We start from the raw sequence: 21382 nt of genomic DNA on the forward strand, positions 1-21382 counted from the left end.
GATCAGTAATCTTTTCTGGCGGTTTTCCTTTCCTCGAGAAGGAAAATAATTTAAACCGTACCGCCAGCAAAACCTATAAAAATGCTCTAATTCTTTTCGGTTTTTTTGGTGACATTCTTTTATAAAAATTCTGATCTTCTAACGCAGCAGCAGCAGCTGCCTGAGCTAATCTCGATGTATTGAATGTTTCTCTGGCTGCTTCCAAAATTTTAATGATGTCACTATGTGCAATGCCATAACCAATGCGTAATGCTGCTAAACCATAGGCCTTGGAAAAGGTACGTGTGCTGATTAGATTCGGATAATCCTTCATTAAATGAATAGAGTTCGGGAAATCCCTTGCCTCAACATATTCATAATAAGCCTCGTCACATACTACAAGAACATTTTGGTTAACTGAATTTAGTAAATGTATAAGTTCTTGCTCGCGTACATATTCCCCTGTCGGATTGTTAGGATTACAGATCCAAATAACCCGTGTATTGTCATCAACCGCATCAATCATTTTTTCTATATGATGCCGTCCATTTACATGTGGAACTTCATGAATATCGGCACCTTCCATAACTGCATTCCTTTTATATTGAGGAAAAGAAAGGCTTGATAAAACAGCATTTATCCCTGTCCCTAGAAAGGCCCTGCATATGATACGAATTAATTCATCTGTTCCATTACTAAATACTAGGTTCTCTCGTTGAGAAGTGTAAGAATCTAAAATGGTTTACAGATCTTCATACCTCTTCCTTGGAGCAGCTTACACTTGCAAACTTTATTGAGGATCGTTATCTAGAACACCATATTAGTAAAATGAAAAAAGTGTATAAGAAACGTCGTGAGGCTTTAAAACAAAGTCTGAATCGTGAATTTGGAGATGAGGTCAAGATATTTGGGGATTCGACAGGTCTCCATTTAATAGCCAGTTTTGAAAATGTCATTTTTTCTGAACAGGTGCTGAAAAAGTTAGATCAGCATAAAATTAAAATTTACCCGGTTGAACGCCATACAATCCAGAAAGGGGTTCATAAAAACAAAATTATTTTAGGTTACGGAAATTTAGCTGAGAAAGAAATAGAAGAAGGGATACGAAGATTGAAAGCTGCTTTGTCTGCAAATGCATTAACAATATAAAGCGCTGTACTTCAATAGCTAATTATCTGAAAATTTAAATTAAAAATCAGTCTAACATGCAACATTCTATGATATATTTCCAAAAACCCCGAATGAAAAAAATCCCTAAACAGGGGAGGATCATTTCGGGATGAAACGAATAGAAGAGCTGGTTGCAAGAATGTATCTTTGTGACAATAAAGGTACCTGTGAAGGTTTAGCATCCCAATGATACCAAGGGTTTTAACGCCCTTGGTATTTTTTGTTTTAAATAAGCCGTCTGTCAGTGAATTCAGGGCGTTAAAGCGCCCGACTGTGGCAGGTACATGATCCTTCATTACTTTTTTGAATGTAACTTCCCCGTATTATTCTTCTTTTAACATTGAATACTTTCGATACGCTTTATAGAAACTGATGCCGAAGATAACAGCCATAAGGGCGGGAAGCGACCTCAAAAGGGCAAATGGAGTTTCAAATAAAAATGCTTTCCAAAACATTGAGCCTTCCATACTCCACAGACCTTCGGCTAAATATAAACCTGAATCCTTGTAAAACATATAAGAAATAAACAAACACAGGAAACCAAAACTTGATGAATAACTCATTAATCTTTTATAATAATTACTCTTTGATTGGCGATCCGAGAAGATTTCATTTTGACCATCATCTTCTTTTTGCCAATATCGAGTTCCAAGCCCCCACGGGCCATTTATATAACTCCAGCCGAAGTCTTCATAAATTCCTTTGTAATCTTTGAACTTTTTCTTTGATAAATAATCTTGATAATCCACACGCATTACATATCTCTTATCGGTTTTTTCGAAGGTGTATATTCCTAATCCGCTAATATTTGTACAACGATAGCCTTTTTGTAATTGCTCGTTCAGCCATTGCTCCTCTTTTTCAATATCAAAAAACATCTTAAATTTCTTCATTCGATTCACTTCCTTCGTACAGGGATAAAATATGCAATAACCTGTTTTGTTCCATTTTCAAAATGGCGCTTCCTTCTGCAGTGATCATATAGACTTTTCTCCGGCCCGACTCTCCGACAGGCTCAATCCAGCCATGCTTATTCAAATTTTCAATCGCGCCGTATAATGTGCCGGCCGCTAAAATAACAGTACCGTTACTCATCTTTTCTATCTTCTGCATGGCGGCATAGCCATGGAGCGGCTCACGCAGAGCTAATAAAATGTAATGCATGGTTTCAGACAGCGGTAATAATTTATGTTTCATATCCTCACCCTCTATTCAGTTTGACTATATAGTTCAACTTTATAGTAATGTAATACAGTTCAACTGAATAGTCAATGGGTTTTTCAAAATTTGTAAAAGGAACTTGAAGTAAAAAAAGAATTTATGGCGGTGCGTAACGGTTCTCCGATGAAACAGTGCCGTTGATTTTTATTTTTTAGAAATCAAAGGTGCTCATTACAAAAAAGGTAGAAGAAATGAAAAATATAGTTGACTTAAGCAACTGATTCGATTACGATGAAAAAAGTTGCTTAAGTCAATCTTTTGGAGGAGGTACATCAATTTGGAAACAAAACGTGTTTTGGCATTCAGACAATTTAATAGATTTTATACAGATATTTTGGGTTTTCTGAATGAACATATTTATGACAGTCCATTCTCTTTAACAGAAACCAGGATTTTATACGAAATTTATAATACGCCCGATTGTACAGCAAAAATCATTCAAGAAAGATTAGATCTGGACAGAGGATATGTAAGCAGAATTATCAGAAAATTCGAAGAGGAAGGCTTCATATATAAGCAAAAATGCAAAGAAGACGGACGTAATCATTTCCTTTATGTCACCGAGTCAGGGAAAAGTATTTATAAAAGTCTGGAGAAAAAAGCCAATCAGCAAGTTGAATATATCCTTGAATGCATAGACAAAGAGGAACAAGAAAAACTTGTAGATTCAATGGAAACCATTCAACACATTTTGCAGCATTCTTTTTATGATAAAGAATCTCCGATTTCAATAAGAGACTATTATACTTCAGAGGATGTCAAAAACATAATTGAAAAACAGCGATTATTTTATGCCAAATCCCATGGGTGGGATGACACATTCTTATCTTATCTTCGCGATACGTTTAAAGCTGATATTGAAAAAATATGGGTGGCGGAAAGCGGGAATACATTTGCGGGTTGTATCGGCTTAGTGAATGACGGTGAAAAAACAGGACAGTTAAGATGGTTTTTAGTCGATCCGTCTTTTCAAAGAAAAGGTGTCGGCAGCCGTCTGATGAAGGCACTTGTTCAATATTGTAAAGAAAATGGATACGAGCGCATATTTCTTTGGACGGTAAAAGACGTGTCAACAGCCCGGCCATTGTATAAAAAAACCGGATTCGAAATTACAGAAGTTCATGAAGAGAAACCTTTATGGGGATCAAATTTAATAGAAGAGCGCTGGGATTTGGAATTATAAATAAAAGTGAGGGGGGGGATAGGATGCGAATAAAATATCACTACGCATGGATTATTGTTTTTGTCAGTTTTTTAACTTTATTAGCGGTTCAAGGGGCACGTCTTTCATTTGGAGCTTTTGTTGAACCGTGGGAAAAAGATTTTTCTATGAACAGAGGAACAATCTCACTTATTTCTACTCTGAGTTTTATCATATATGGCCTATCTCAGCCCATAATAGGGAGGCTGGTTGATAAACTAGGCCCCAAAATGATTTTGTCAGTCAGCACTTTCTTGGTCGGGCTTAGCTTTATTTTAACTTCTTTTGTGAGTCATCCATGGCAATTATTTATCCTTTACGGAGTTGTTATCTCCGTCGGTGTTGGAGGGGCATCTAATGTAGCCGCAACAGTTGTTGTTACAAATTGGTTTAATGAAAAACGCGGGCTTGCTTTTGGAATTATGGAGGCGGGATTTGGCGCTGGTCAGATGCTTCTTGTTCCCGGCTCTCTCATTTTGATTCAATGGTTTGACTGGAAGTTAACTGTAGTGATTTTGGGTCTGCTTTTAATGGTTATTGTGTTTCCTGTCATCCTGTTATTTTTACGGAATCATCCCGGCGAGTTGGGTTTATCTCCTATGGGCGGCTTTATGAAAGAAGAAGCTGGAAGTGGGCAGCATACGACCGGCATTTCTGTTTGGGAAGTGTTTTGCAAGAAACAATTCTGGTTTTTAATATTACCCTTTGCGATATGCGGTTTTACAACTACAGGCCTGATGGATACTCACCTTATTCCTTTTTCTCATGACCATGGGTTTTCAACAAGTGTAACCAGTGCTGCAGTTAGTGTGTTGGCGGGATTTAACATTTTGGGGATAATCATTTCAGGAATTGCGGCAGACCGCTGGAGCAGTAAAAAGATGCTTATTCTTTTATATGTCATCCGCGCATTATCAATTTGCATCCTGTTATACAGTCATCATCCGGTTATATTACTTATTTTTGCAATTCTGTTTGGGCTGGTTGATTTTGCAACTGTAGCTCCTGCCCAAATGTTAGCCACGCAATATTTTAAGCAATATTCAGTTGGTTTTATTTTAGGCTGGTTATTCCTGAGCCATCAGATAGGATCGGCGTTGGGCGCTTATGTACCGGGTTTTCTTTATAGTGAAATGGGTAACTATGATCTTTCGTTTTATTTCTCAATGATTATTTTGTTGGGAGCGGCAATATTGACTTTCTTACTGCCTGAAACGGTGAAAATAAAAAAAGAGCAAAAGCCGGAGACCGATTCAGCTTCATATTAATCAGTCCTCGGGCCGTATCTAAAAATACCAAGGGTTTTTCCACCCTTGGTATTTTGTCTGTTCTTATTTGTTGTTCCAGTTTTTCTCTATAAATTCAATCGCAGGCTGTAAGTTGGTTTTGTTCGCAATTTCAATGACAGCGGGAACGACGGCAGGGTCCGTTTTGGAGAAGTTCGGAATCCTCGGATCTAATCGGAAAAACCGATCTCCCAGAAGATTCGCACTGACCATGGATTCATAGTAACCATTTCCGCCAGCAATTATCTGAAGAAATGGCAGTAAAGGTTCATTAGGCGACCTGTCCAAAAGGACTCCCCAATTTGGCGGAAGGTTCTTCAGATTTTCGGGACGTATGTTATCTGCACTTACCATTCCCCATCCCCTCGTATCTCTTCTTAAACGGGTCGGGGCTTCACCTGTTCCGATGGACAATACCGCAATTTGATCCAATGGCACGTTGGCTTTACCGACTGCAAACGCGATACTGGCTGTACTGGGGTTCGTTGCTACTACATATCCGTCCACATAGTTTTGATAGGCGCGTTGCGTCGCAGGGGCACCGCTGCTCCGCAGTATGACATCACTCACTTTCTCATTTAAATAGGGAGAGCCGGGAAAGTTGTGAAATAATACAGGAGTCCAGCGATCCAGTTTTGGAGAGTATAATTTGAATGAAGGGACAACAATTCGCTTTCTTAAATCTTTGAGGCGAAGATCTGCCGGGAAAAAATTTCGTACCGCTTTAATAAAACCGGAATATGGTAATTGTTGATTGAAAACAGGTCCGCCCGGCCGGGAAACGCTGAATGCGGGCAGGATTTTTTCCTTAAAATAGCGGAATGTCTCATGCGGCGATCTTCCGCTGGCTAATGCAAGGGCAGTGAATGAACCGATTGAATTTCCTGAAAACACATGGGTCCGGCTTATTAAAGTCGGATTTTGTTTAACCAGTCTGTTCAATAGCTGTAAACTTAAAGCACCTAACGTACCTCCCCCATCAAAGGTCATGATCCGATATTTTGCCAAAGCTGATGTCTCCTTTCTAATGAAAACTATCATTCAGTATATGTTCAGCCAGAGTCTATTGTATGGATGAATGGATATCTCTTTATCTTAAAAATTGTTTGATTTATCAATCCAGCGGGATGGGAAAGAATATCTTCTTTAATTGAAGAGGTTTTTCCGGGAAGAAGGAGAATGGTTTAAAAATAAGTGAGACGGCGAAGCATCAAGTTGTGGACAGCTATCCCTAAGGAAAGAATGGACTGGCGCCCGGATTCCGAAGCCATGTCGTGTAAGGAAATGATAAGACATGTTTTAGAAGCAGAATTTCTTTATCATCAAATGTTACTAAAACATATGAATGAGCCTTCAGCTGGAATCTGCTAATCCTTAGGGTGTTGTGAATACCGGGCAAGAAATAACTGATCAAACAGCTGAAAATGATGTCTGGGTCTAGCCTGTAATGATAGACCGAAATTAAGAAAGGTTTAAGGTTAAATATTGAAAAATTTTGTTAATATTGTAATACATTGTTTGGAAATTTTATCATTTGATAAGGAGTTTTCTAATTGCGTTGGAGTAAATGGTTCAATATTTTTTGTATAGTTGCATTGGGATCAATATATGGTTATAAATTATGGACTAACCAAGAAGTGAACACTACTCGTTTAATAATAGCTTCAGTAGTTGTCTTGTGGAACATTGTTGGACTTTTTAGCAAAGAACCGGTAAAACAAACACAGCAAGCAAATTAAAAGTCAAAAAAGTCGGTACAGAAGGAGGCTGCAGCGTGCAGCATCTCTCAGTCTCACAAAAAACCAAGGGTTCAGCCCCTTGGTTTTTTTGTGGTTTTCGAAGCTTATTATTTTCAAGTTTATTGCAGGCATCCAGAGTCTGTTGTATGGATAAATGAAAAAAGCGGCTGAAATGTGTTGGTTAACCAAATGAATAGTCCAAGCTGGAGTCTTTTATATACATAGTATGAAGAGATTAAAAAATATGAGAAGGAGTGGTCGTTCATGTATTATAACCCAGGTGAAAAACACGTTCAGAAAAAACCATACGACGAAGCCTGTGACCTTGGCCATGATTTTGATATGGCGGAAGACGAAGCGAGAGCAGAAGCTGCAAGAGAAGCAGAAGCGAGAGCAAGAGCGGAAGAGGCAATCGCAAGAGCGGAAGAAGCAAGAGCCAGAGCAGCAGAAGCAGAAAGACTAGCAGCAGAAGCAAAGGTAAAAGCGGCAAAAGCAGCAGCAAAAGCGAAATGTAAAAAACATCATAAGAAAGAGAAAAAACATGATTGCAAACGTAAACACAAGAAGAAAAAATAGGAGAAATTCCGGACCAAGGCTGCAAAAACGATAAAGAAAAAGATTCTTGTTGGAGATCAAACAGGAAGATTACTCAGCTGGTGCGGCAAAAAGGGCGCATAGCAGGATAAACAAAAACTTTCCTATGAGCTTCCATAGCCGGGTCAGTATATCACGCCAATCATATTAAAAAGATAGGAGAGACAAGAGTTTCGGCAACCTGCCGCTCTTGTCTTTTTTGTGTTTTTATATTATCTTCGCGTATTTCTATTTATTTTTAAGTCAGCAGATCATCCGTCTAAGAATTTGTCCAAACCCTGCATATACTGGAATCGGAATCAAATGTTTATGAGGAGTGAAATAGATGGGATCAGCACAGTTAACAGGGCGCGTCATCTTCAAAGGGGACCCCGGCTATGCACAGGCGGTTAAGAATTGGAACCCTTATGTTGATGTCTGTCCGCTTGTCTTTGTTTTTGCACAAAATTCATACGATGTAAGTAATGCGATTAAATGGGCGCGTGAGAATAATGTGCCTTTGCGTGTCAGAAGCGGCCGCCATGCTCTGGATAGAAACCTCTCAGTCGTAAGTGATGGAATAGTTATTGATGTGAGTGACATGAATAAAGTTTTATTAGATGAAAAAAACGCGATTGCAACCGTTCAAACCGGCATTCACGTCGGCCCGCTTGTGAAAGGATTGGCCCGGGATGGTTTTATGGCTCCGTTTGGAGACAGTCCGACAGTGGGAATCGGAGGAATTACGATGGGCGGCGGGTTTGGCGTGCTTTCACGATCAATCGGCCTGATAAGTGATAACCTTCTCGCACTGAAAATGGTAGATGCAAAAGGCAGGATCATTCAAGCAAATCAATCTCACAATGAAGATTTACTATGGGCTTCCAGAGGCGGCGGGGGAGGCAACTTCGGATATAATACCCAATACACGTTCAAAGTTCACCGTGCTCCTAAAACCGCAACCGTCTTTAATATTATTTGGCCATGGGAGCAGTTGGAGACGGTCTTTAAAGCTTGGCAAAAATGGGCGCCGTTTACAGACGAACGATTGGGATGCTACCTTGAGATTTACAGCAAAGTAAATGGCTTGTGCCATGCGGAAGGATTGTTCCTCGGTTCAAAACCTGAGCTGATTCAATTATTAAATCCTTTATTAAATGCCGGAACCCCGACACGGACAATTATCAAAACATTATACTATCCGGATTGCATAGATTTCCTGGACCCTGATGAACCGATCCCGGGAAGATCTGATCAGAGTGTTAAATTCTCCTCGGCGTGGGCGCTAAATCTTTGGCCGGAAAAACCTATTTCAGTGATGAGACAATTTTTAGAAAAAGCCACCGGAACAGAAACAAATTTCTTTTTTATCAATTGGGGCGGTGCGATAAGCAGAGTTCCAAGCAGCGAAACAGCCTTCTTTTGGCGCCGGCCGCTGTTTTATACGGAATGGAATGCCAGTTGGGAAAATAAATCACAAGAAGCCTCGAACCTTGCATCAGTTGAAAGAGTGCGTCAGCTGGTGAAACCATATGTAACTGGTTCATACGTCAATGTTCCGGATCAGAATATTGAAAATTTCGGGAAAGCATATTATGGCTCAAACTTTGCAAGGCTTCGAAAAATAAAGGCGAAATACGATCCCGAAAATGTATTTCGTTTTCCGCAAAGCATACCGCCATCCAATCAATAGTTTATTCGTTTTGTTACACAAAATAAAAACGCTTAGTGCTGAACCTCATCCAGTTGGAACACACCAGAACATTCAGGTGTGTTTTTATTTTTAGCCCTGCCGTCAGTGATGTGTCAAGAATGGTCTTGCAGGAAAAACACTGCTCTGACCTATCCGTTTTTCACTGATGAACATTCCGTTATTCAGTTATATCCCAATGCGGATTCCAAACGATTTCCCATAGGTGCCCATCGGGGTCTTGGAAGTGACCGGAGTATCCGCCCCAAAAAGTATCATGAGCGGGATCAGTTATCGTTGCTCCTGCCTGTTTTGCCTGTTCCATGACTTTATCGACTTCAGCTTTACTCGTAACATTATGTCCTAATGTAAATTCTGCCGGGCTTGGTGCAGTTAAAGCAACGTTTGTCTCATGTGCGATGTCTTTACGATTCCAAATGGCCAGTTTCAGTCCTGTTTGTAAGTCAAAAAAGGCAACGGCGCCATGTTCAAACTCTTTTCCGACTATTCCCTCTGTAGGCAGTCCGAGGCCGTCCCGATAGAAGCGAAGTGATCGTTCCAGATGATCTACGCCTAAAGTGATGACTGTAACCCGCGGTTTCATAAACATATAACCTCCCAAGCTGATGATAAGACAATGATATCAAGTTTCATTATTGCGCTGCAGCATCATATAGAAAAAGATTTTGACATTTCAGTAAAGAACCTATATATTCATATATGAGCACATAATCATATATGATTATTTTTGTGTACATGTTAGAATGCTTCATAACAGAAAAGAAATAATAAATGCAGTGTATGAGATAAGGAGGAGATTTTTTATGGGTCATAATCACAATCACGCTGGCGGGTCCAATAAGAAGGTTTTATTGATCTCTTTTATCGTGATTACAGGTTATATGATAATAGAAGCGATAGGCGGATTTGTAACCAATAGTTTAGCGCTTTTGTCAGATGCCGGTCATATGCTGAGTGACTCAATCTCATTAATGGTTGCTCTGATTGCTTTTAAATTGGCCGAAAAAAAGGCAAGTCATCATAAGACATTCGGCTATAAACGATTTGAGATTCTCGCAGCTGTGATAAACGGTGTTGCCTTAATATTGATTTCCCTTTATATCATTTATGAAGCAATCAAACGTTTCTCTCATCCGCCAGAAGTGGCAACAACGGGCATGCTTATCATTAGTATCATCGGGTTAGCTGTGAATATATTGGTCGCTTGGATTATGCTGAACGGCGGAGATACAAAGAATAACCTGAACATAAGGGGAGCTTATTTACATGTAATAAGTGATATGCTCGGCTCTGTAGGTGCCATTCTGGCTGCGGTGCTTATCATCTTCTTCGGGTGGGGCTGGGCAGACCCATTGGCCAGTGTCATTGTAGCTGTTCTTGTTTTAAGAAGCGGTTACCATGTGACGAAAGATTCTATTCACGTATTAATGGAAGGAACCCCGGAAAATATTGACGTGACTGACATCATCCATACGATTGAAGAGACAGAGGGCATTCAGCATATTCATGATTTACATATATGGTCTATCACAAGCGGGTTGAATGCTCTTTCCTGCCACGCTGTTGTTGACGATCAGCTGACCATTTCAGAAAGCGAACATATTTTACGCAAAATTGAACATGAGCTTGAGCATAAAGGCATTACGCATGTAACGATTCAAATGGAAACAGCAGCGCATGATCACGACAATGCAATCCTTTGTCAGGCAAAAATTGAGCAGACGGACGGCCACCATCATCATTAAATTTTTATCTGATTTGAATGCAGAGATGGATGAAAGCCTCCTGATGCTCCAAAGCTTTCCGGGATGTATACGCTTGGTAAGAAAATTTACAGAGAATTGTTTAGCTCACGCACATAGAAAAGCTCCTTGTTAAGGGAGCTTTTCTATTGTTTACATATGGTTCATATAAAATGTTTGATTTCACTTTTTGTTCAGCCTTTCTCCTTTAATCCTTTCGATTACAAGCCGAAATAGTTCAAACAACAAGAAGTTAAAAAACATCCAAACTCCGCCATATACATATCCGCCCACTATGTCGCTTGGAAGAACGCTTGTCCATTTCATATTTACAATCGCGAGACCTATTAATAACAGTAATCCAAATAAAGGAGCCGCAATGGTCACATAATGTGTGTTTGAATGACGAACAAGCAAAAATATGCAAGTTCCATAAATGATCATCATCATAGCGGCATTCAGATCCGGAAAATCGGCAGAATGAAATTTCCCCTTAAAACCAATCGTTCGAAGGATAGAGAAGGCCTCCATAATAAATTCACGAAAAGGGGCTCCCCCGAGTATGGAAACCGACAATAATAGATACTCCAGCAGCCTATTTTGATTCTTCAACCAAATGACTAATAGGGTTAAAATAATGAGGCCGGCAAGGGCAGCCGGTTGTTGAAAAATGAATAATTCTTTCATCCAGTCCATATAAAAGGCAGTATAAACGATATATTCCGCAATTTGATTAAACTGGGCAACGTCATTTGCAAGATAATCCTGAGCTAAGCCAAACATCAGGATCACAAATCCAATTAAAACTGACGTGAGGCAAGTAAGGAATATTTCAGTGGCTCTTATCGTTCTGAATCGATTTGTTAACCTCGTCAGCCATTGGATAAAAAAGTTTTTAATCTGGATTTTATAAAATCTAAAAAGAAGATATCCCGTTAACAAAACAGCCAGAACAAGAAGAAAAATGATTAAATATTTGCTTGCTGCCTGATGTAAGGTTTCCCATTTAGGTCCCAATAATTTCCCTAAAGTAATAAAACAGCTTCCCCATAAAATTGCCCCAATGTAAGCAGGAATAATAAATGTCTGGAATGACATTCTGGAACTTCCTGATACATAACCGGCAAAATGCCTGACCCCGGGAATGAAATAAGCAAACACAAGTAATTTACTTCCTGACCGTTGAAACCAAGCCGCTGTTTTTTGATACCTTTCGGGCCCTAAATGAACATACTTTCCATACCTCTCGATTAATCTATATCCTCCGAGTCGGCCAATCCAGTACGTAATTGTTATTCCTGCGCCCGTGGAAATAAAAGCAGTTAACAGTGCTAAAACATAATTCATTTTCCCTTGATAAACGAAATACCCTGCATAACTCATGATCAATTCAGCTGAAATCGGAATAGCTAAAAGCTCTAAAATAATACCTAAAAATAAAATCAAATAACTATGTTGTTCAAATAATGTGATTAAATGTGACATAAACGCCTCCGGATTCGTCTAACACCGTTACTTGATCCGCAATGTATCATTATTTTTTTAGTGAGTTTAGCATTTTCAGAAACTGTAAGTTTTTAATAGGAACAAGTTTATTGTATAGAGTAAGGATGCCCGATTCCGAAAAAAATATAACATCAGTCCAAGCAATTGCGATGCTTACTAAAAGCGATTTTTTAAGCTTTAACTTTTAATGTAAAGCTGACGGGTTTATGAATTGCTTCGAATTTTTATCGCCCTCTTCTCATTACGTATCAACATATAGCCGGTTTTTGGAACAGAGAACAGTATCATTGAGGGACAATGGGTGAGTGACCTGCGGAAGTTCATGTTTTCTCAGTCGTACTCATGATAAGGGGTAAATTCCTTAGCGTGGCACATTCTCACTGTAAAAGCATAGGATAACATCATAAAAATTCAAAATTGCGGGGATGAAAAATGTATTATATACCTTTTTCGCATCAATGTTATTATTATGTGAATGTACCGATGTATAACGACGGAAGATCTGTTTATTGGGCTTATCCAAATGACATGGGGTTGCGATCTTCACCCGAAGATAGAAATCTTCTCCTAAAAGATTACGGATCAAAACCATTAGTTGTGAATATCAATAAAGCCGCAAAACAAAATCATACGTTCCGTACTGCCTTATGGACAGGAAAACATTTTCAAATTACTTTGATGAGTATTGGCATTGGGGAAGATATCGGTTTGGAAATCCACCCCCACGTAGATCAATTCTTACGGATTGAGCAAGGCCGGGGAATCGTTAAAATGGGCAGGAGCAAGGAAAATTTAACTTTCCAAAGAAATGTCTATGATGACTTTGCCATTGTTGTACCTGCCGGCACTTGGCACAATGTGATTAATACGGGTAATACGCCGTTAAAGCTATATTCAATTTATGCGCCTCCCAACCATCCATTTGGTACGGTTCATGTGACTAAGGCAGATGCAGAGGCTGCGGAAGGTTAGCATAGTATGCTGCGGAGGTTTGACAAACTGGGATTATGCCATTCTGGCTGCCCAAGAGTACGGTAAATAAGGCCGATTTAATATGAATCGGCCTTATTTTTTATTGGATTTATTTCCCTTGAATCGGTCTTTGATCGCTGCGGGCAATGAATCGGTTTTAACGGCCTCAAATTCTCCGAAATACCACGGCACGATTCCAAATATGGCCTTCTTGATTAGGCTTTTCGGCAAAGAAAGAGACCATCTTTTTTAGCTTCTACGTTCATTTTGCACATGTTATTGATTTATTTGCAAAGTAACATATAATGGGAAATATGAAATGTAATCTCGTTGAGAAGGAGATTGAGATGATCATTAAAATGACTTCGTTTCATATGAAAGACTTCAATAAACCAAATGAACCTCTGGTTGTTTTCGGGAGAATTATACCCGCACTTGAAAACAATGTTTGGACATATACTGAGGAACGATTTTCTAAGCCTTATGTTAAGAAATATGAAGATGACGAAATTGACGTCAGTTATGTTGAGGAAGAGGGGAAAGCAGTCTTTTTTTATTATGATGAAAATAACTGCATCGGCCGGATTAAGATACGTTCTAATTGGAATGGATATGCGCTGATAGAGGACATTGCGGTTGCAAAGGACTATCGAAACAATGGGATTGGAACGGCATTATTAAATAAAGGGATTGAATGGGCAAAGGAGAATGATTTTTGCGGTCTCATGCTTGAAACACAAGATATTAATGTATCAGCTTGTCATTTTTATGCTAAACACGGCTTTGTAATAGGCGCAGTTGATACTATGCTTTATTCCAACTTTTCAACGGCAAATGAGATCGCGATTTTTTGGTATTATCAATTTTAACTGCTTGGAAAAAGCAAAACGCTGAGTGTATAACATTTAGGGGAATATCGGTGATTCAATTTCCTAATTTGATATTGATATAGATGATGCTTGGGGACAATTATGCGGAAACTGTAAAAAAACGGGGATTGTTCTAAGAGCTTATATTACGCGGGTATTTACAGAAGAGAACGCAGGAAAGTGACGGATACGAAGCAATACAAAAATTCCGAACAAAGCTGACGGTTCAACTTTATCTTGTTTTATTTTATATAAAAAAGGAGTCATAACGTTGCTGAAAAGGTTTTTTCTTGTTTTTCTTACGCTGATAATGTCTATATTTGCTGTATTCGCGGCTGCTGAAGAGTCTCCCGGCGATCGTGTCATTTCTTTTGACGAGCCTATGATTTTATTGATCTCACTCGGAATCATCTTATGTTTGTTCATTCCTCCATTCGTCATGTCCTTTTTTGGCAGTTTGGTTGTGAGAATCATATCCGGAGTCTATCAATGTTTTATCGTCCTCACGTTTGCGGGGCTCATTCCGATTGGATTTCTGATTCCCAATGGCTTTTTGACAATTCTTGCTGCTGTCCTGGGAACTTTGGTCAGTTCAGCCAGTGTTGCGGTCACCTTATTCGTTGGAAGGACAGAGAACACAAGTAAACTTTCATAAGCGGTTTTGACAACAATAACTCGCGTTCCAAAAACACCAAGTGTCACAGACCCTTGGTGTTTTTTAATTCCGGCAGGACCTTAATGCAAGAGCGGCAGAAAAGAAGGTATAATGGGCGGAGAAGAGGTGTCAGCCAATGAAAATAACCAGGGAGACATTAGAAAATCAGCAAATTTGGATATATGGTGTGTTTCTTGTGATCGGAGGAATAGCGGGGGTCGCCGGGAAAGATTCAGGACTCAGCTGGGGCTGGACAATATCACCGCTAATCGCTGTTCTTATGTATGCCATGTTTGCTCAGATCCCATTCTTGAAGCTGAGGGAAGCCATCTCAAACCTCAAGTTTATGGCGGCTTTACTGATTGGTAATTTCTTAGCTGTGCCTGTTGTTGTATGGGGGTTGACCGCCATTTTTCCTCAATCTCCTCCTATATTATTAGGCGTTTGTTTAGTATTGCTTACACCTTGCATTGATTACGTCATCGTCTTTACTCAGCTCGGGAAAGGAAATGAGAAATTAATACTGGCTTCCACGCCGGTTTTGTTCGTCGTTCAGATGGTATTGCTTCCGTTATACTTGTGGCTGTTTATCGGGAAAGAAGTCATAGGGGCTGTTCATGCCGGGCCGTTTCTGGAAGCATTCTTATGTTTAATAGCGGGACCGCTGCTGGCGGCAGTGATGACACAATTGTGGGCTGATAAGAAGCCGGCTGGAGAAAAGATGTTAGAGTGGACGGCGTGGCTGCCTGTTCCTTTTATGGCTCTCGTATTGCTGGCGGTCGTTGCCACACAAATCGGCAAGGTATACAGTGATTTTGAGGTCATTATACGTGTAATTCCGATTTATCTGTTATTCCTGCTCATTATGCCGTTTGTTTCCCGGTTTATCGCATATGCGTTCCGTCTGGATACCGGCGAAGGAAGAGCATTGATCTTCAGCACTGGCACAAGAAATTCTCTCGCAGTCCTTCCGTTAGCGCTGGCTTTGCCGGATGCTTGGGCCTCATTAGCCGCCGCTGTAATCGTCACACAGACGATTGTTGAACTGATAGGCGAATTGATTTATATAAAAGCGGTGCCCAAATGGCTGCTGAAATAAAAAAAATCTGAACTGAAAAAACATACCAAGGGATATTGGTATGTTTTTTTATGATTATAAAGTTGAAATATCAATGACGAAACGGTAGCGGACATCGCTTCGGAGAACCCGTTCGTACGCTTCGTCGACTTGATTGGCCGGAATCACTTCAATTTTAGGAGCAATGCCGTGCTCGGCGGCGAAATCAAGCATTTCCTGAGTCTGCGGAATACCGCCGACGAGTGAACCCGCAATGCTGCGGCGGCCCGTGATTAAGGAGAACACACTGTATGAGTCCGGATTAGCAGGCGCTCCTACATTTACTAATGTACCGTCAATGCGAAGCAGGGATAAGTAGGCATCTACATCAAGGTTCGCGGATACCGTATTTAAAATGATATCAAAATGTCCGGCCAGCTCAGTGAATGTATCCGGATCGCTTGTCGCGAAGTAATGATCGGCTCCAAATTCAAGGGCTTCGTCTTTTTTGTTCATTGAGCGGCTGAGGACAGTGACCTCTGCGCCTAAAGCGTGCGCGAATTGAACGGCTAAGTGTCCGAGCCCTCCCATTCCGACAATCGCCACTTTTTTGCCGGGACCGGCATTCCAGTGTTTCAGCGGAGAATACGTGGTAATGCCCGCGCACAATAGCGGGCTGGCAGCATCCAAATCCAGCTGATCCGGAATCCGGACAACGAATCTGTCAGTGACAACTATTTTCTGGCTGTAGCCGCCGTACGTAGGATTTCCGTCGTAGTCCAGATTATTGTAGGTCTGAACAACGCCTTTTGTGCAATATTGTTCGTCTCCGTTAAGGCAGTATTCACATTCCCCGCAGGAGTCTACAAAACAGCCGACACCCACACGGTCGCCGACGGCAAATGTGGTGACTTCTTCACCCACGGCTTCCACAACTCCGGCAATTTCATGCCCGGGAACCATCGGAAAGATTCCGCCGCCCCATTCATCGAATGCGCTGTGGATGTCTGAGTGACAAATCCCGCTGTACTTAATATCAATCAGGATATCGTGCGGCCGTAATGCTCTTCTCTCAATCGTTGTCCGCTCAAATTTAGCTTTTGCATGCGGAGCGCTTAATACACGAGTCGGATGATTATTGCACATGGTTATCTTCCTTTCCAAGATAAAGTGATGAATCCTCTGTTTGGTTTTACTTTAAATGTTAAAGCGGACTTTAAGTCAAGGGGTTTGGTTTATTTTTTTATGAAATGATATTCTATAATGGCACGCTTATGAAAGGGATGAAGGATGGGTGGTAAGAATATGAAGATTGCGCAGGCTGCAAAGCAGGTTGAGTTATCAGCCGCGACGCTTAGGTATTATGAAAGTATAGGACTGATCCCTCCGGTAAAACGGGATGAAAGCGGCATCCGCGATTATGACGAAGATGATGTGAATTGGATTCAATTTATAAAATGCATGAGAAATGCCGGGCTGTCGATTGAGGCGCTGAATGAATATACCGCTTTATTTATTGAAGGAGCCGATCATACGATTGAACCCCGAAAAAACATCCTTATAAATGAAAGGAAAAGGCTGACGGAGAAACAGAGGGAAATTGATGAAACTATAAAACGATTAAACAGGAAGATTGAGGATTACGAAGACATCCTCGAAAATGAAGCGAAACTTAAAAACAGATTGAAAGTTGAATATATCTCTGAATGAAGAGAAGATGTCCCGGGCGCCGGGCCGCATGAAATGTACCAAGGGAAACGAACCTTGGTTTTTTTATTTTCTAAAGTGAGGAAACAAAACAGTTTTTCCTATCTTATCAATCTTTACTTATCCTTTTTTCAGCTTGACTTTTTTACTGCAGACTTTTAAAGTGTGAAATGTTGCTTAGACTGTGATTAGCGACTTTAATGCTGAAAAGAGGTGGTTTACCCAGATGAACAATAAAAAGAACCCTTGGGCGTTATTGCCTTTAGTCTTATTCGTAGGGCTTTTTGTCGGCTCTGGTCTGGTGACCGGAGATTTTTATAAATTGCCGATCTTGATTGCCGCGATTATTGCATCAGCTTTTGCGCTGCTATTTAACCGGAAGAAATCGCTCAATCAAAAAATAGAATGGTTTGCTTCCGGCGCGGGGCATCCTGATATTATCATTATGGTTATGATTTTTATATTGGCAGGTGCCTTTGCTTCAGCGGCTGAAGCGATGGGAGCGGTGCATTCAACTGTCAATCTTGCTTTGAGCATTATTCCGCAGCAGTTTTTGCTGCCGGGGCTGTTTATCATTGCTTGTTTCATTTCTATATCGATGGGAACATCAATGGGCACGATTGCGGCGGTTGCGCCGATCAGCGCCGGTTTGAGCGGGGAGCTTGGCATTTCCGGCGCGATTACGATGGCGGCCGTGGTCGGCGGAGCTATGTTTGGAGATAATCTTTCTTTTATTTCCGACACGACCATTGCGTCAGTGCGGACGCAAAAAACACAAATGATGGATAAATTCAAAACGAACTTTCTGATTGTTTTGCCCGCTGCTATTTTAACCGTTATTATCTTATTTTTTATTCCGGCAGGCCACGCCGGCCATGCGGGTGCTGCATCTTACAGCTGGATTAACGTGCTTCCTTATGTCGCCGTGTTGGTCTTCGCGTTAATCGGTTTTAATGTGATGGCTGTCATATTCGGCGGATTGGTTTTGACGGGAATCATAGGGTTAGCGAGCGGCAGCCTGACGTTTGATTCTTATTTTAAGGCGATTACGGATGGAGTTGCCGGAATGAGCGATCTGATCATCCTGTCCATGCTGATCGGCGGAATGGTCGGCGTGATGAAACAAAATGGCGGGATCGACTTTTTACTGGAGTTCATCACGAAACGAATCCGTTCCAAAAAAGGCGCCGAAGCCGGCATTGCCGGGCTGGTCAGCGTGACGAATCTGGCTGCTGCCAATAATACGATCTCAATTATCGCAGCCGGTCCGATTGCGAAGAATATCGCTGATCAATTTAAGATCGACAACAGAAAATCGGCAAGTATTCTGGATATCTTTTCGTGCATGGTGCAAGGTTTGATTCCTTACGGCGCGCAGCTGTTATCGGCCGGGAAATTCGGGAATATTTCCCCCGTCAGTATGCTGCCATACTCTTTCTATCCCGTTTTAATCGGAATTTGCGGCATTATCGCCATTATGTTTGGCCTGCCGAAATTCACAAGGAATACGAAATAAAAAAAGGCGCCGTTCGGCGCCTTTTTTCTTTCATGTCAGCCAAGCATGTTTCAAAAGCTGTACGCCCTGTGCAATCTGATCCGTATCAAGGTGGGCGAAACCTAACTTTATGATCGGCGGTTCAGGCTTTCCGGCAACGAAATAAACGGCGGTAGGGTATACTTTCACTCCGTACTGAAGAGCGCGCTCGATTAACGTTTCTTCTGTACAGTTCAAGTGAACTCTCACCAATATATACAATCCGGACTGCTCGCCGATAATCGTCAACTGTTCGCCGAACTGCTGCTTAATATGTGAAGTTAAGTGCTGCATCTTACGCTTGTAGACAGTGCGCATGCGCTTAATATGGCGGGTCCATTCCCCGTTCTTCATCAATTCAGCCATGGTCAGCTGGTTAAGCGAAGAAGCGGTGCTTTCGAAATGAATGAAACGTTTTTTATACCGATGCAAAATGCGCTGCGGCAAAACCATATAGCTTATGCGGATGCCCGGAAGAAAGGATTTTGAGAAATTCCCCAAATAAATCACCCGGTCTGACTGAATGGAAGCAAGGGCGGGAAACGGCTGCTGCGTATAACGAAATTCACTGTCATAATCATCTTCAAGAATATATCCCTCTCTTTTATTCACCCAATTGATCAGTGTTTGGCGCTGCTGAATGGACATGCTTACGCCGTAAGGGCTGTGGTGGGAAGGAGTCACGTAGATTAATTTTTCTTTCATTGCATGCAATTGAGAAAAATCAGCTCCGTTTTCATAGACGGGCATCGTTTCCAGTGATAGCCCGTGAAATTGAAATGCCTCTCTGGCACCGTCAAATCCCGGGTTTTCCACGATAACTCCGGAAAAATCTTCTTTCAGAATCCGGCTGAGATAAATCAGCATCTGCTGTGTGCTGCTGCCGATGATAACCGAATCCGCATCTGTTTTCACCCCGCGTGATTCCAAGAGATAAACGGCAATTTGTTCACGCAAATTTCTCTCGCCGAACGGTTCACCGTACAGAAAGCTTTTCTCTGATGTCAAAACTTGATTGTGTAATTTTCTCCATGTTTTCAGAGGAAAATGCTTTTGATCGACGGCTCCGGCGCGAAAATCAATCAGAGCCGGCTGAGTTGATTCGGTTTTCTCTGCGTGAACAACATCGTTTTCTTGCTGAAATAAAGAGAGCTCTATTTCATTTACAAAATATCCTTTGCGCGTTTCGCCGCGAATGTATCCTTCCGCGAAAAGCAGATCATAGGCCATCAGTGTCGTATTGCGGCTTACCCGCAGGGAATCTGCCAGCTCCCGAATGGATGGCAGCCGCTCATTTGCCTGAATCGTTCCCTGTTCAATCAATGTCTTAAATTGCTCGTAAATTTGTTTGTATTTCGGGGTGTCGCTTTTGAAAGCGAAAATCATATTTTTCATCAGATGTTCACCTCTGACATGCGTATTTATCCAAAACTGTACCTTTTTAAATGTCAGTTGATATTTTATTATAGCGGAAAGCACTTTATCAATCCAGGTTCAGAGAGGAGAGTTTTTATGTATATTCCCGCTCCATTTCAGCTGAGTGAAGCTGAAGCGTACGATGTTATTAAAGAGTATGGTTTCGCAGCACTGTTTTCAACGGCAGGAGGCATGCCGTATGCAACCCACCTGCCATTGATGATGAGCAAGGACAACCAATGCTTATACGGTCATTTTGCCTTGCCGAACCCCCAATGGAAAGAGATAGAAGGCCAAAATGTATTAGCCGTTTTTCAAGGGCCTCATTGTTATATCTCGCCCAAATGGTATGAGACGAATCAGGCTGTTCCTACATGGAATTATGTGGCGGTTCATGTATACGGGGAGGCGGAGCTTTTGGAAGAGGAAGAAACCGTGCATTCGATGGGCGATCTCGTATTGAAATACGAAAGCCCCGACAGCCCGTACAAATTAGAAGATGTCGATGCGAAATTCTTGTCAGGCATGAACAAAGGGGTAAAAGGCTTTAAAATCAAAATCAGCAAAATAGAGGGGCAGGCGAAGCTGAGTCAAAATCATTCAGCCGCTAGACAGGAAATGGTCGTACAACAGCTCAAACAGATCCCGCACACAAACGAACAGCTCATTTCCGGCTTGATGGAAGAAAACATCAAGCGGATCACTGCAAAAAACTGATACGCATCTTAAAAACATACCGGCAGCATGGGTATGTTTTTTTCTGGTTATGAAGGTTTTCTCGGGATGAAAAACGACTCAAACAGCAAATAAATCAACGGTGCCGATAAAACGAAGAAAGAACGGGAAATAGCATATGTTATGAGTAAGTAAACGATAAGTTTCAATAGAATGAAAGACGTTTTATTCAATGTCCAACGGTTCCCCAAAACATCAGTCATACATGCTGAAAAAAGGCCGACCGTCAAATAACCGGCTGCGATGTACATATAAATAGAAAGGTAAAACAGATCAGACAACGGCGGTGTGTCTTCCTGTGTCACTTTT

At 41.2% G+C, this 21382-nt stretch carries 22 protein-coding genes and 1 pseudogene; 15 read left to right on the forward strand and 8 right to left on the reverse strand.

Features of this window, described 5'->3' with window-relative positions; translation table 11 throughout:
• Nucleotides 1-73 precede the first annotated feature (73 nt).
• Complete coding sequence (locus ABDB98_RS02650; RefSeq protein ID WP_438422100.1) at nucleotides 74-718, reverse strand: pyridoxal phosphate-dependent aminotransferase; 645 nt, start codon at nucleotides 716-718, stop codon at nucleotides 74-76.
• A 26-nt stretch (nucleotides 719-744) separates the two neighbouring features.
• On the opposite strand from ABDB98_RS02650, the gene ABDB98_RS02655 reads away from it, so the two are divergent.
• A complete protein-coding gene (locus tag ABDB98_RS02655) occupies nucleotides 745-1128 on the forward strand; it encodes a hypothetical protein (RefSeq protein WP_438421263.1) in 384 nt (127 codons plus the stop codon).
• Nucleotides 1129-1472: 344 nt separating this feature from the next.
• Here ABDB98_RS02655 and ABDB98_RS02660 read toward each other — a convergent pair whose 3' ends face one another.
• Nucleotides 1473-2042, reverse strand: coding sequence for a DUF2812 domain-containing protein (locus tag ABDB98_RS02660; RefSeq protein WP_438421264.1), 570 nt, complete (start codon nucleotides 2040-2042; stop codon nucleotides 1473-1475).
• Nucleotides 2029-2346: a PadR family transcriptional regulator gene (locus tag ABDB98_RS02665; protein WP_015416893.1), complete on the reverse strand. Its 318-nt coding sequence runs from the start codon at nucleotides 2344-2346 to the stop codon at nucleotides 2029-2031. The genes ABDB98_RS02660 and ABDB98_RS02665 overlap by 14 nt, the downstream gene beginning before the upstream one ends.
• A gap of 301 nt (nucleotides 2347-2647) precedes the next feature.
• On the opposite strand from ABDB98_RS02665, the gene ABDB98_RS02670 reads away from it, so the two are divergent.
• Together ABDB98_RS02670 and ABDB98_RS02675 are read left to right on the forward strand one after the other, a co-directional pair.
• Nucleotides 2648-3553: a bifunctional helix-turn-helix transcriptional regulator/GNAT family N-acetyltransferase gene (locus tag ABDB98_RS02670; RefSeq protein ID WP_438421265.1), complete on the forward strand. Its 906-nt coding sequence runs from the start codon at nucleotides 2648-2650 to the stop codon at nucleotides 3551-3553.
• A 23-nt stretch (nucleotides 3554-3576) separates the two neighbouring features.
• Nucleotides 3577-4839 (forward strand): MFS transporter, encoded by a 1263-nt coding sequence (locus ABDB98_RS02675; protein WP_438422102.1) that lies wholly within the window; start codon nucleotides 3577-3579, stop codon nucleotides 4837-4839.
• Nucleotides 4840-4902: 63 nt separating this feature from the next.
• Here ABDB98_RS02675 and cotR read toward each other — a convergent pair whose 3' ends face one another.
• Entirely contained in the window at nucleotides 4903-5865 is a 963-nt protein-coding gene (gene cotR / locus ABDB98_RS02680) for a sporulation hydrolase CotR (RefSeq protein WP_016937134.1), read from the reverse strand.
• A gap of 186 nt (nucleotides 5866-6051) precedes the next feature.
• On the opposite strand from cotR, the pseudogene ABDB98_RS02685 reads away from it, so the two are divergent.
• The 4 genes and pseudogenes from ABDB98_RS02685 to ABDB98_RS02700 all read left to right on the forward strand — a co-directional run.
• Nucleotides 6052-6213 (forward strand): annotated as a pseudogene (locus ABDB98_RS02685) (DinB family protein); the annotation flags it as partial.
• 197 nt (nucleotides 6214-6410) lie between these two features.
• Nucleotides 6411-6596, forward strand: coding sequence for a hypothetical protein (locus ABDB98_RS02690; protein WP_438421266.1), 186 nt, complete (start codon nucleotides 6411-6413; stop codon nucleotides 6594-6596).
• 264 nt (nucleotides 6597-6860) lie between these two features.
• Nucleotides 6861-7172: a hypothetical protein gene (locus ABDB98_RS02695; RefSeq protein WP_438421267.1), complete on the forward strand. Its 312-nt coding sequence runs from the start codon at nucleotides 6861-6863 to the stop codon at nucleotides 7170-7172.
• A 343-nt stretch (nucleotides 7173-7515) separates the two neighbouring features.
• The gene (locus tag ABDB98_RS02700; protein ID WP_438421268.1) at nucleotides 7516-8862 is read left to right on the forward strand and encodes an FAD-binding oxidoreductase; all 1347 of its coding nucleotides are present in this window, start codon (nucleotides 7516-7518) and stop codon (nucleotides 8860-8862) included.
• A gap of 178 nt (nucleotides 8863-9040) precedes the next feature.
• Here ABDB98_RS02700 and ABDB98_RS02705 read toward each other — a convergent pair whose 3' ends face one another.
• Nucleotides 9041-9463, reverse strand: a complete 423-nt coding sequence (locus ABDB98_RS02705; RefSeq protein WP_438421269.1) for a VOC family protein — start codon at nucleotides 9461-9463, stop codon at nucleotides 9041-9043.
• 220 nt (nucleotides 9464-9683) lie between these two features.
• Between ABDB98_RS02705 and ABDB98_RS02710 the strand changes: the two genes are divergently transcribed.
• A complete protein-coding gene (locus ABDB98_RS02710) occupies nucleotides 9684-10625 on the forward strand; it encodes a cation diffusion facilitator family transporter (RefSeq protein WP_438421271.1) in 942 nt (313 codons plus the stop codon).
• 180 nt (nucleotides 10626-10805) lie between these two features.
• Here ABDB98_RS02710 and ABDB98_RS02715 read toward each other — a convergent pair whose 3' ends face one another.
• Nucleotides 10806-12107, reverse strand: coding sequence for a DedA family protein (locus ABDB98_RS02715; RefSeq protein ID WP_438421273.1), 1302 nt, complete (start codon nucleotides 12105-12107; stop codon nucleotides 10806-10808).
• Nucleotides 12108-12560: 453 nt separating this feature from the next.
• Between ABDB98_RS02715 and ABDB98_RS02720 the strand changes: the two genes are divergently transcribed.
• The 4 genes from ABDB98_RS02720 (at nucleotide 12561) to ABDB98_RS02735 (ending at nucleotide 15723) form a co-directional block, all read left to right on the forward strand.
• Nucleotides 12561-13100: a cupin domain-containing protein gene (locus ABDB98_RS02720; RefSeq protein WP_060963486.1), complete on the forward strand. Its 540-nt coding sequence runs from the start codon at nucleotides 12561-12563 to the stop codon at nucleotides 13098-13100.
• 347 nt (nucleotides 13101-13447) lie between these two features.
• Complete coding sequence (satA, locus tag ABDB98_RS02725; RefSeq protein WP_045926968.1) at nucleotides 13448-13969, forward strand: streptothricin N-acetyltransferase SatA; 522 nt, start codon at nucleotides 13448-13450, stop codon at nucleotides 13967-13969.
• Nucleotides 13970-14240: 271 nt separating this feature from the next.
• Nucleotides 14241-14624, forward strand: a complete 384-nt coding sequence (locus tag ABDB98_RS02730; protein WP_029326203.1) for a hypothetical protein — start codon at nucleotides 14241-14243, stop codon at nucleotides 14622-14624.
• Nucleotides 14625-14760: 136 nt separating this feature from the next.
• Complete coding sequence (locus ABDB98_RS02735; protein WP_438421274.1) at nucleotides 14761-15723, forward strand: arsenic resistance protein; 963 nt, start codon at nucleotides 14761-14763, stop codon at nucleotides 15721-15723.
• A gap of 54 nt (nucleotides 15724-15777) precedes the next feature.
• Here the strand turns inward: ABDB98_RS02735 and ABDB98_RS02740 are convergent, their stop codons facing one another.
• A complete protein-coding gene (locus ABDB98_RS02740) occupies nucleotides 15778-16827 on the reverse strand; it encodes an NAD(P)-dependent alcohol dehydrogenase (protein ID WP_060963481.1) in 1050 nt (349 codons plus the stop codon).
• Between the two features lie 159 nt (nucleotides 16828-16986).
• Here ABDB98_RS02740 and ABDB98_RS02745 point away from each other — a divergent pair, with 159 nt between their 5' ends.
• Both ABDB98_RS02745 and ABDB98_RS02750 read left to right on the forward strand, forming a co-directional pair.
• The gene (locus tag ABDB98_RS02745) at nucleotides 16987-17391 is read left to right on the forward strand and encodes a MerR family transcriptional regulator (RefSeq protein ID WP_438421275.1); all 405 of its coding nucleotides are present in this window, start codon (nucleotides 16987-16989) and stop codon (nucleotides 17389-17391) included.
• Between the two features lie 223 nt (nucleotides 17392-17614).
• Nucleotides 17615-18904 (forward strand): Na+/H+ antiporter NhaC family protein, encoded by a 1290-nt coding sequence (locus ABDB98_RS02750; RefSeq protein WP_438421276.1) that lies wholly within the window; start codon nucleotides 17615-17617, stop codon nucleotides 18902-18904.
• 30 nt (nucleotides 18905-18934) lie between these two features.
• Here the strand turns inward: ABDB98_RS02750 and ABDB98_RS02755 are convergent, their stop codons facing one another.
• Complete coding sequence (locus tag ABDB98_RS02755; protein ID WP_438421278.1) at nucleotides 18935-20317, reverse strand: PLP-dependent aminotransferase family protein; 1383 nt, start codon at nucleotides 20315-20317, stop codon at nucleotides 18935-18937.
• A gap of 117 nt (nucleotides 20318-20434) precedes the next feature.
• Here ABDB98_RS02755 and ABDB98_RS02760 point away from each other — a divergent pair, with 117 nt between their 5' ends.
• Nucleotides 20435-21055 carry an FMN-binding negative transcriptional regulator gene (locus ABDB98_RS02760; protein ID WP_438421280.1) on the forward strand — a complete coding sequence of 207 codons (621 nt, stop codon included), beginning with the start codon at nucleotides 20435-20437 and terminating at the stop codon, nucleotides 21053-21055.
• Nucleotides 21056-21382: the final 327 nt, after the last annotated feature.

The sequence above is a fragment of the Bacillus siamensis genome (genome assembly GCF_051628075.1).
GTDB classification, from domain to species: Bacteria; Bacillota; Bacilli; order Bacillales; family Bacillaceae; genus Bacillus; species Bacillus siamensis.

Bases quoted from the DNA above. Each gene is read 5' to 3' on its own strand.
- ABDB98_RS02660 (WP_438421264.1), bottom strand. From the start codon at position 2,042: ATGAAGAAATTTAAGATGTTTTTTGATATTGAAAAAGAGGAGCAATGG.
- ABDB98_RS02665 (WP_015416893.1), bottom strand. From the start codon at position 2,346: ATGAAACATAAATTATTACCGCTGTCTGAAACCATGCATTACATTTTA.
- ABDB98_RS02675 (WP_438422102.1), top strand. From the start codon at position 3,577: ATGCGAATAAAATATCACTACGCATGGATTATTGTTTTTGTCAGTTTT.
- ABDB98_RS02695 (WP_438421267.1), top strand. From the start codon at position 6,861: ATGTATTATAACCCAGGTGAAAAACACGTTCAGAAAAAACCATACGAC.
- ABDB98_RS02700 (WP_438421268.1), top strand. From the start codon at position 7,516: ATGGGATCAGCACAGTTAACAGGGCGCGTCATCTTCAAAGGGGACCCC.
- ABDB98_RS02705 (WP_438421269.1), bottom strand. From the start codon at position 9,463: ATGAAACCGCGGGTTACAGTCATCACTTTAGGCGTAGATCATCTGGAA.
- ABDB98_RS02710 (WP_438421271.1), top strand. From the start codon at position 9,684: ATGGGTCATAATCACAATCACGCTGGCGGGTCCAATAAGAAGGTTTTA.
- ABDB98_RS02715 (WP_438421273.1), bottom strand. From the start codon at position 12,107: ATGTCACATTTAATCACATTATTTGAACAACATAGTTATTTGATTTTA.
- ABDB98_RS02720 (WP_060963486.1), top strand. From the start codon at position 12,561: ATGTATTATATACCTTTTTCGCATCAATGTTATTATTATGTGAATGTA.
- satA (WP_045926968.1), top strand. From the start codon at position 13,448: ATGATCATTAAAATGACTTCGTTTCATATGAAAGACTTCAATAAACCA.
- ABDB98_RS02735 (WP_438421274.1), top strand. From the start codon at position 14,761: ATGAAAATAACCAGGGAGACATTAGAAAATCAGCAAATTTGGATATAT.
- ABDB98_RS02740 (WP_060963481.1), bottom strand. From the start codon at position 16,827: ATGTGCAATAATCATCCGACTCGTGTATTAAGCGCTCCGCATGCAAAA.
- ABDB98_RS02745 (WP_438421275.1), top strand. From the start codon at position 16,987: ATGAAGATTGCGCAGGCTGCAAAGCAGGTTGAGTTATCAGCCGCGACG.
- ABDB98_RS02750 (WP_438421276.1), top strand. From the start codon at position 17,615: ATGAACAATAAAAAGAACCCTTGGGCGTTATTGCCTTTAGTCTTATTC.
- ABDB98_RS02755 (WP_438421278.1), bottom strand. From the start codon at position 20,317: ATGAAAAATATGATTTTCGCTTTCAAAAGCGACACCCCGAAATACAAA.
- ABDB98_RS02760 (WP_438421280.1), top strand. From the start codon at position 20,435: ATGTATATTCCCGCTCCATTTCAGCTGAGTGAAGCTGAAGCGTACGAT.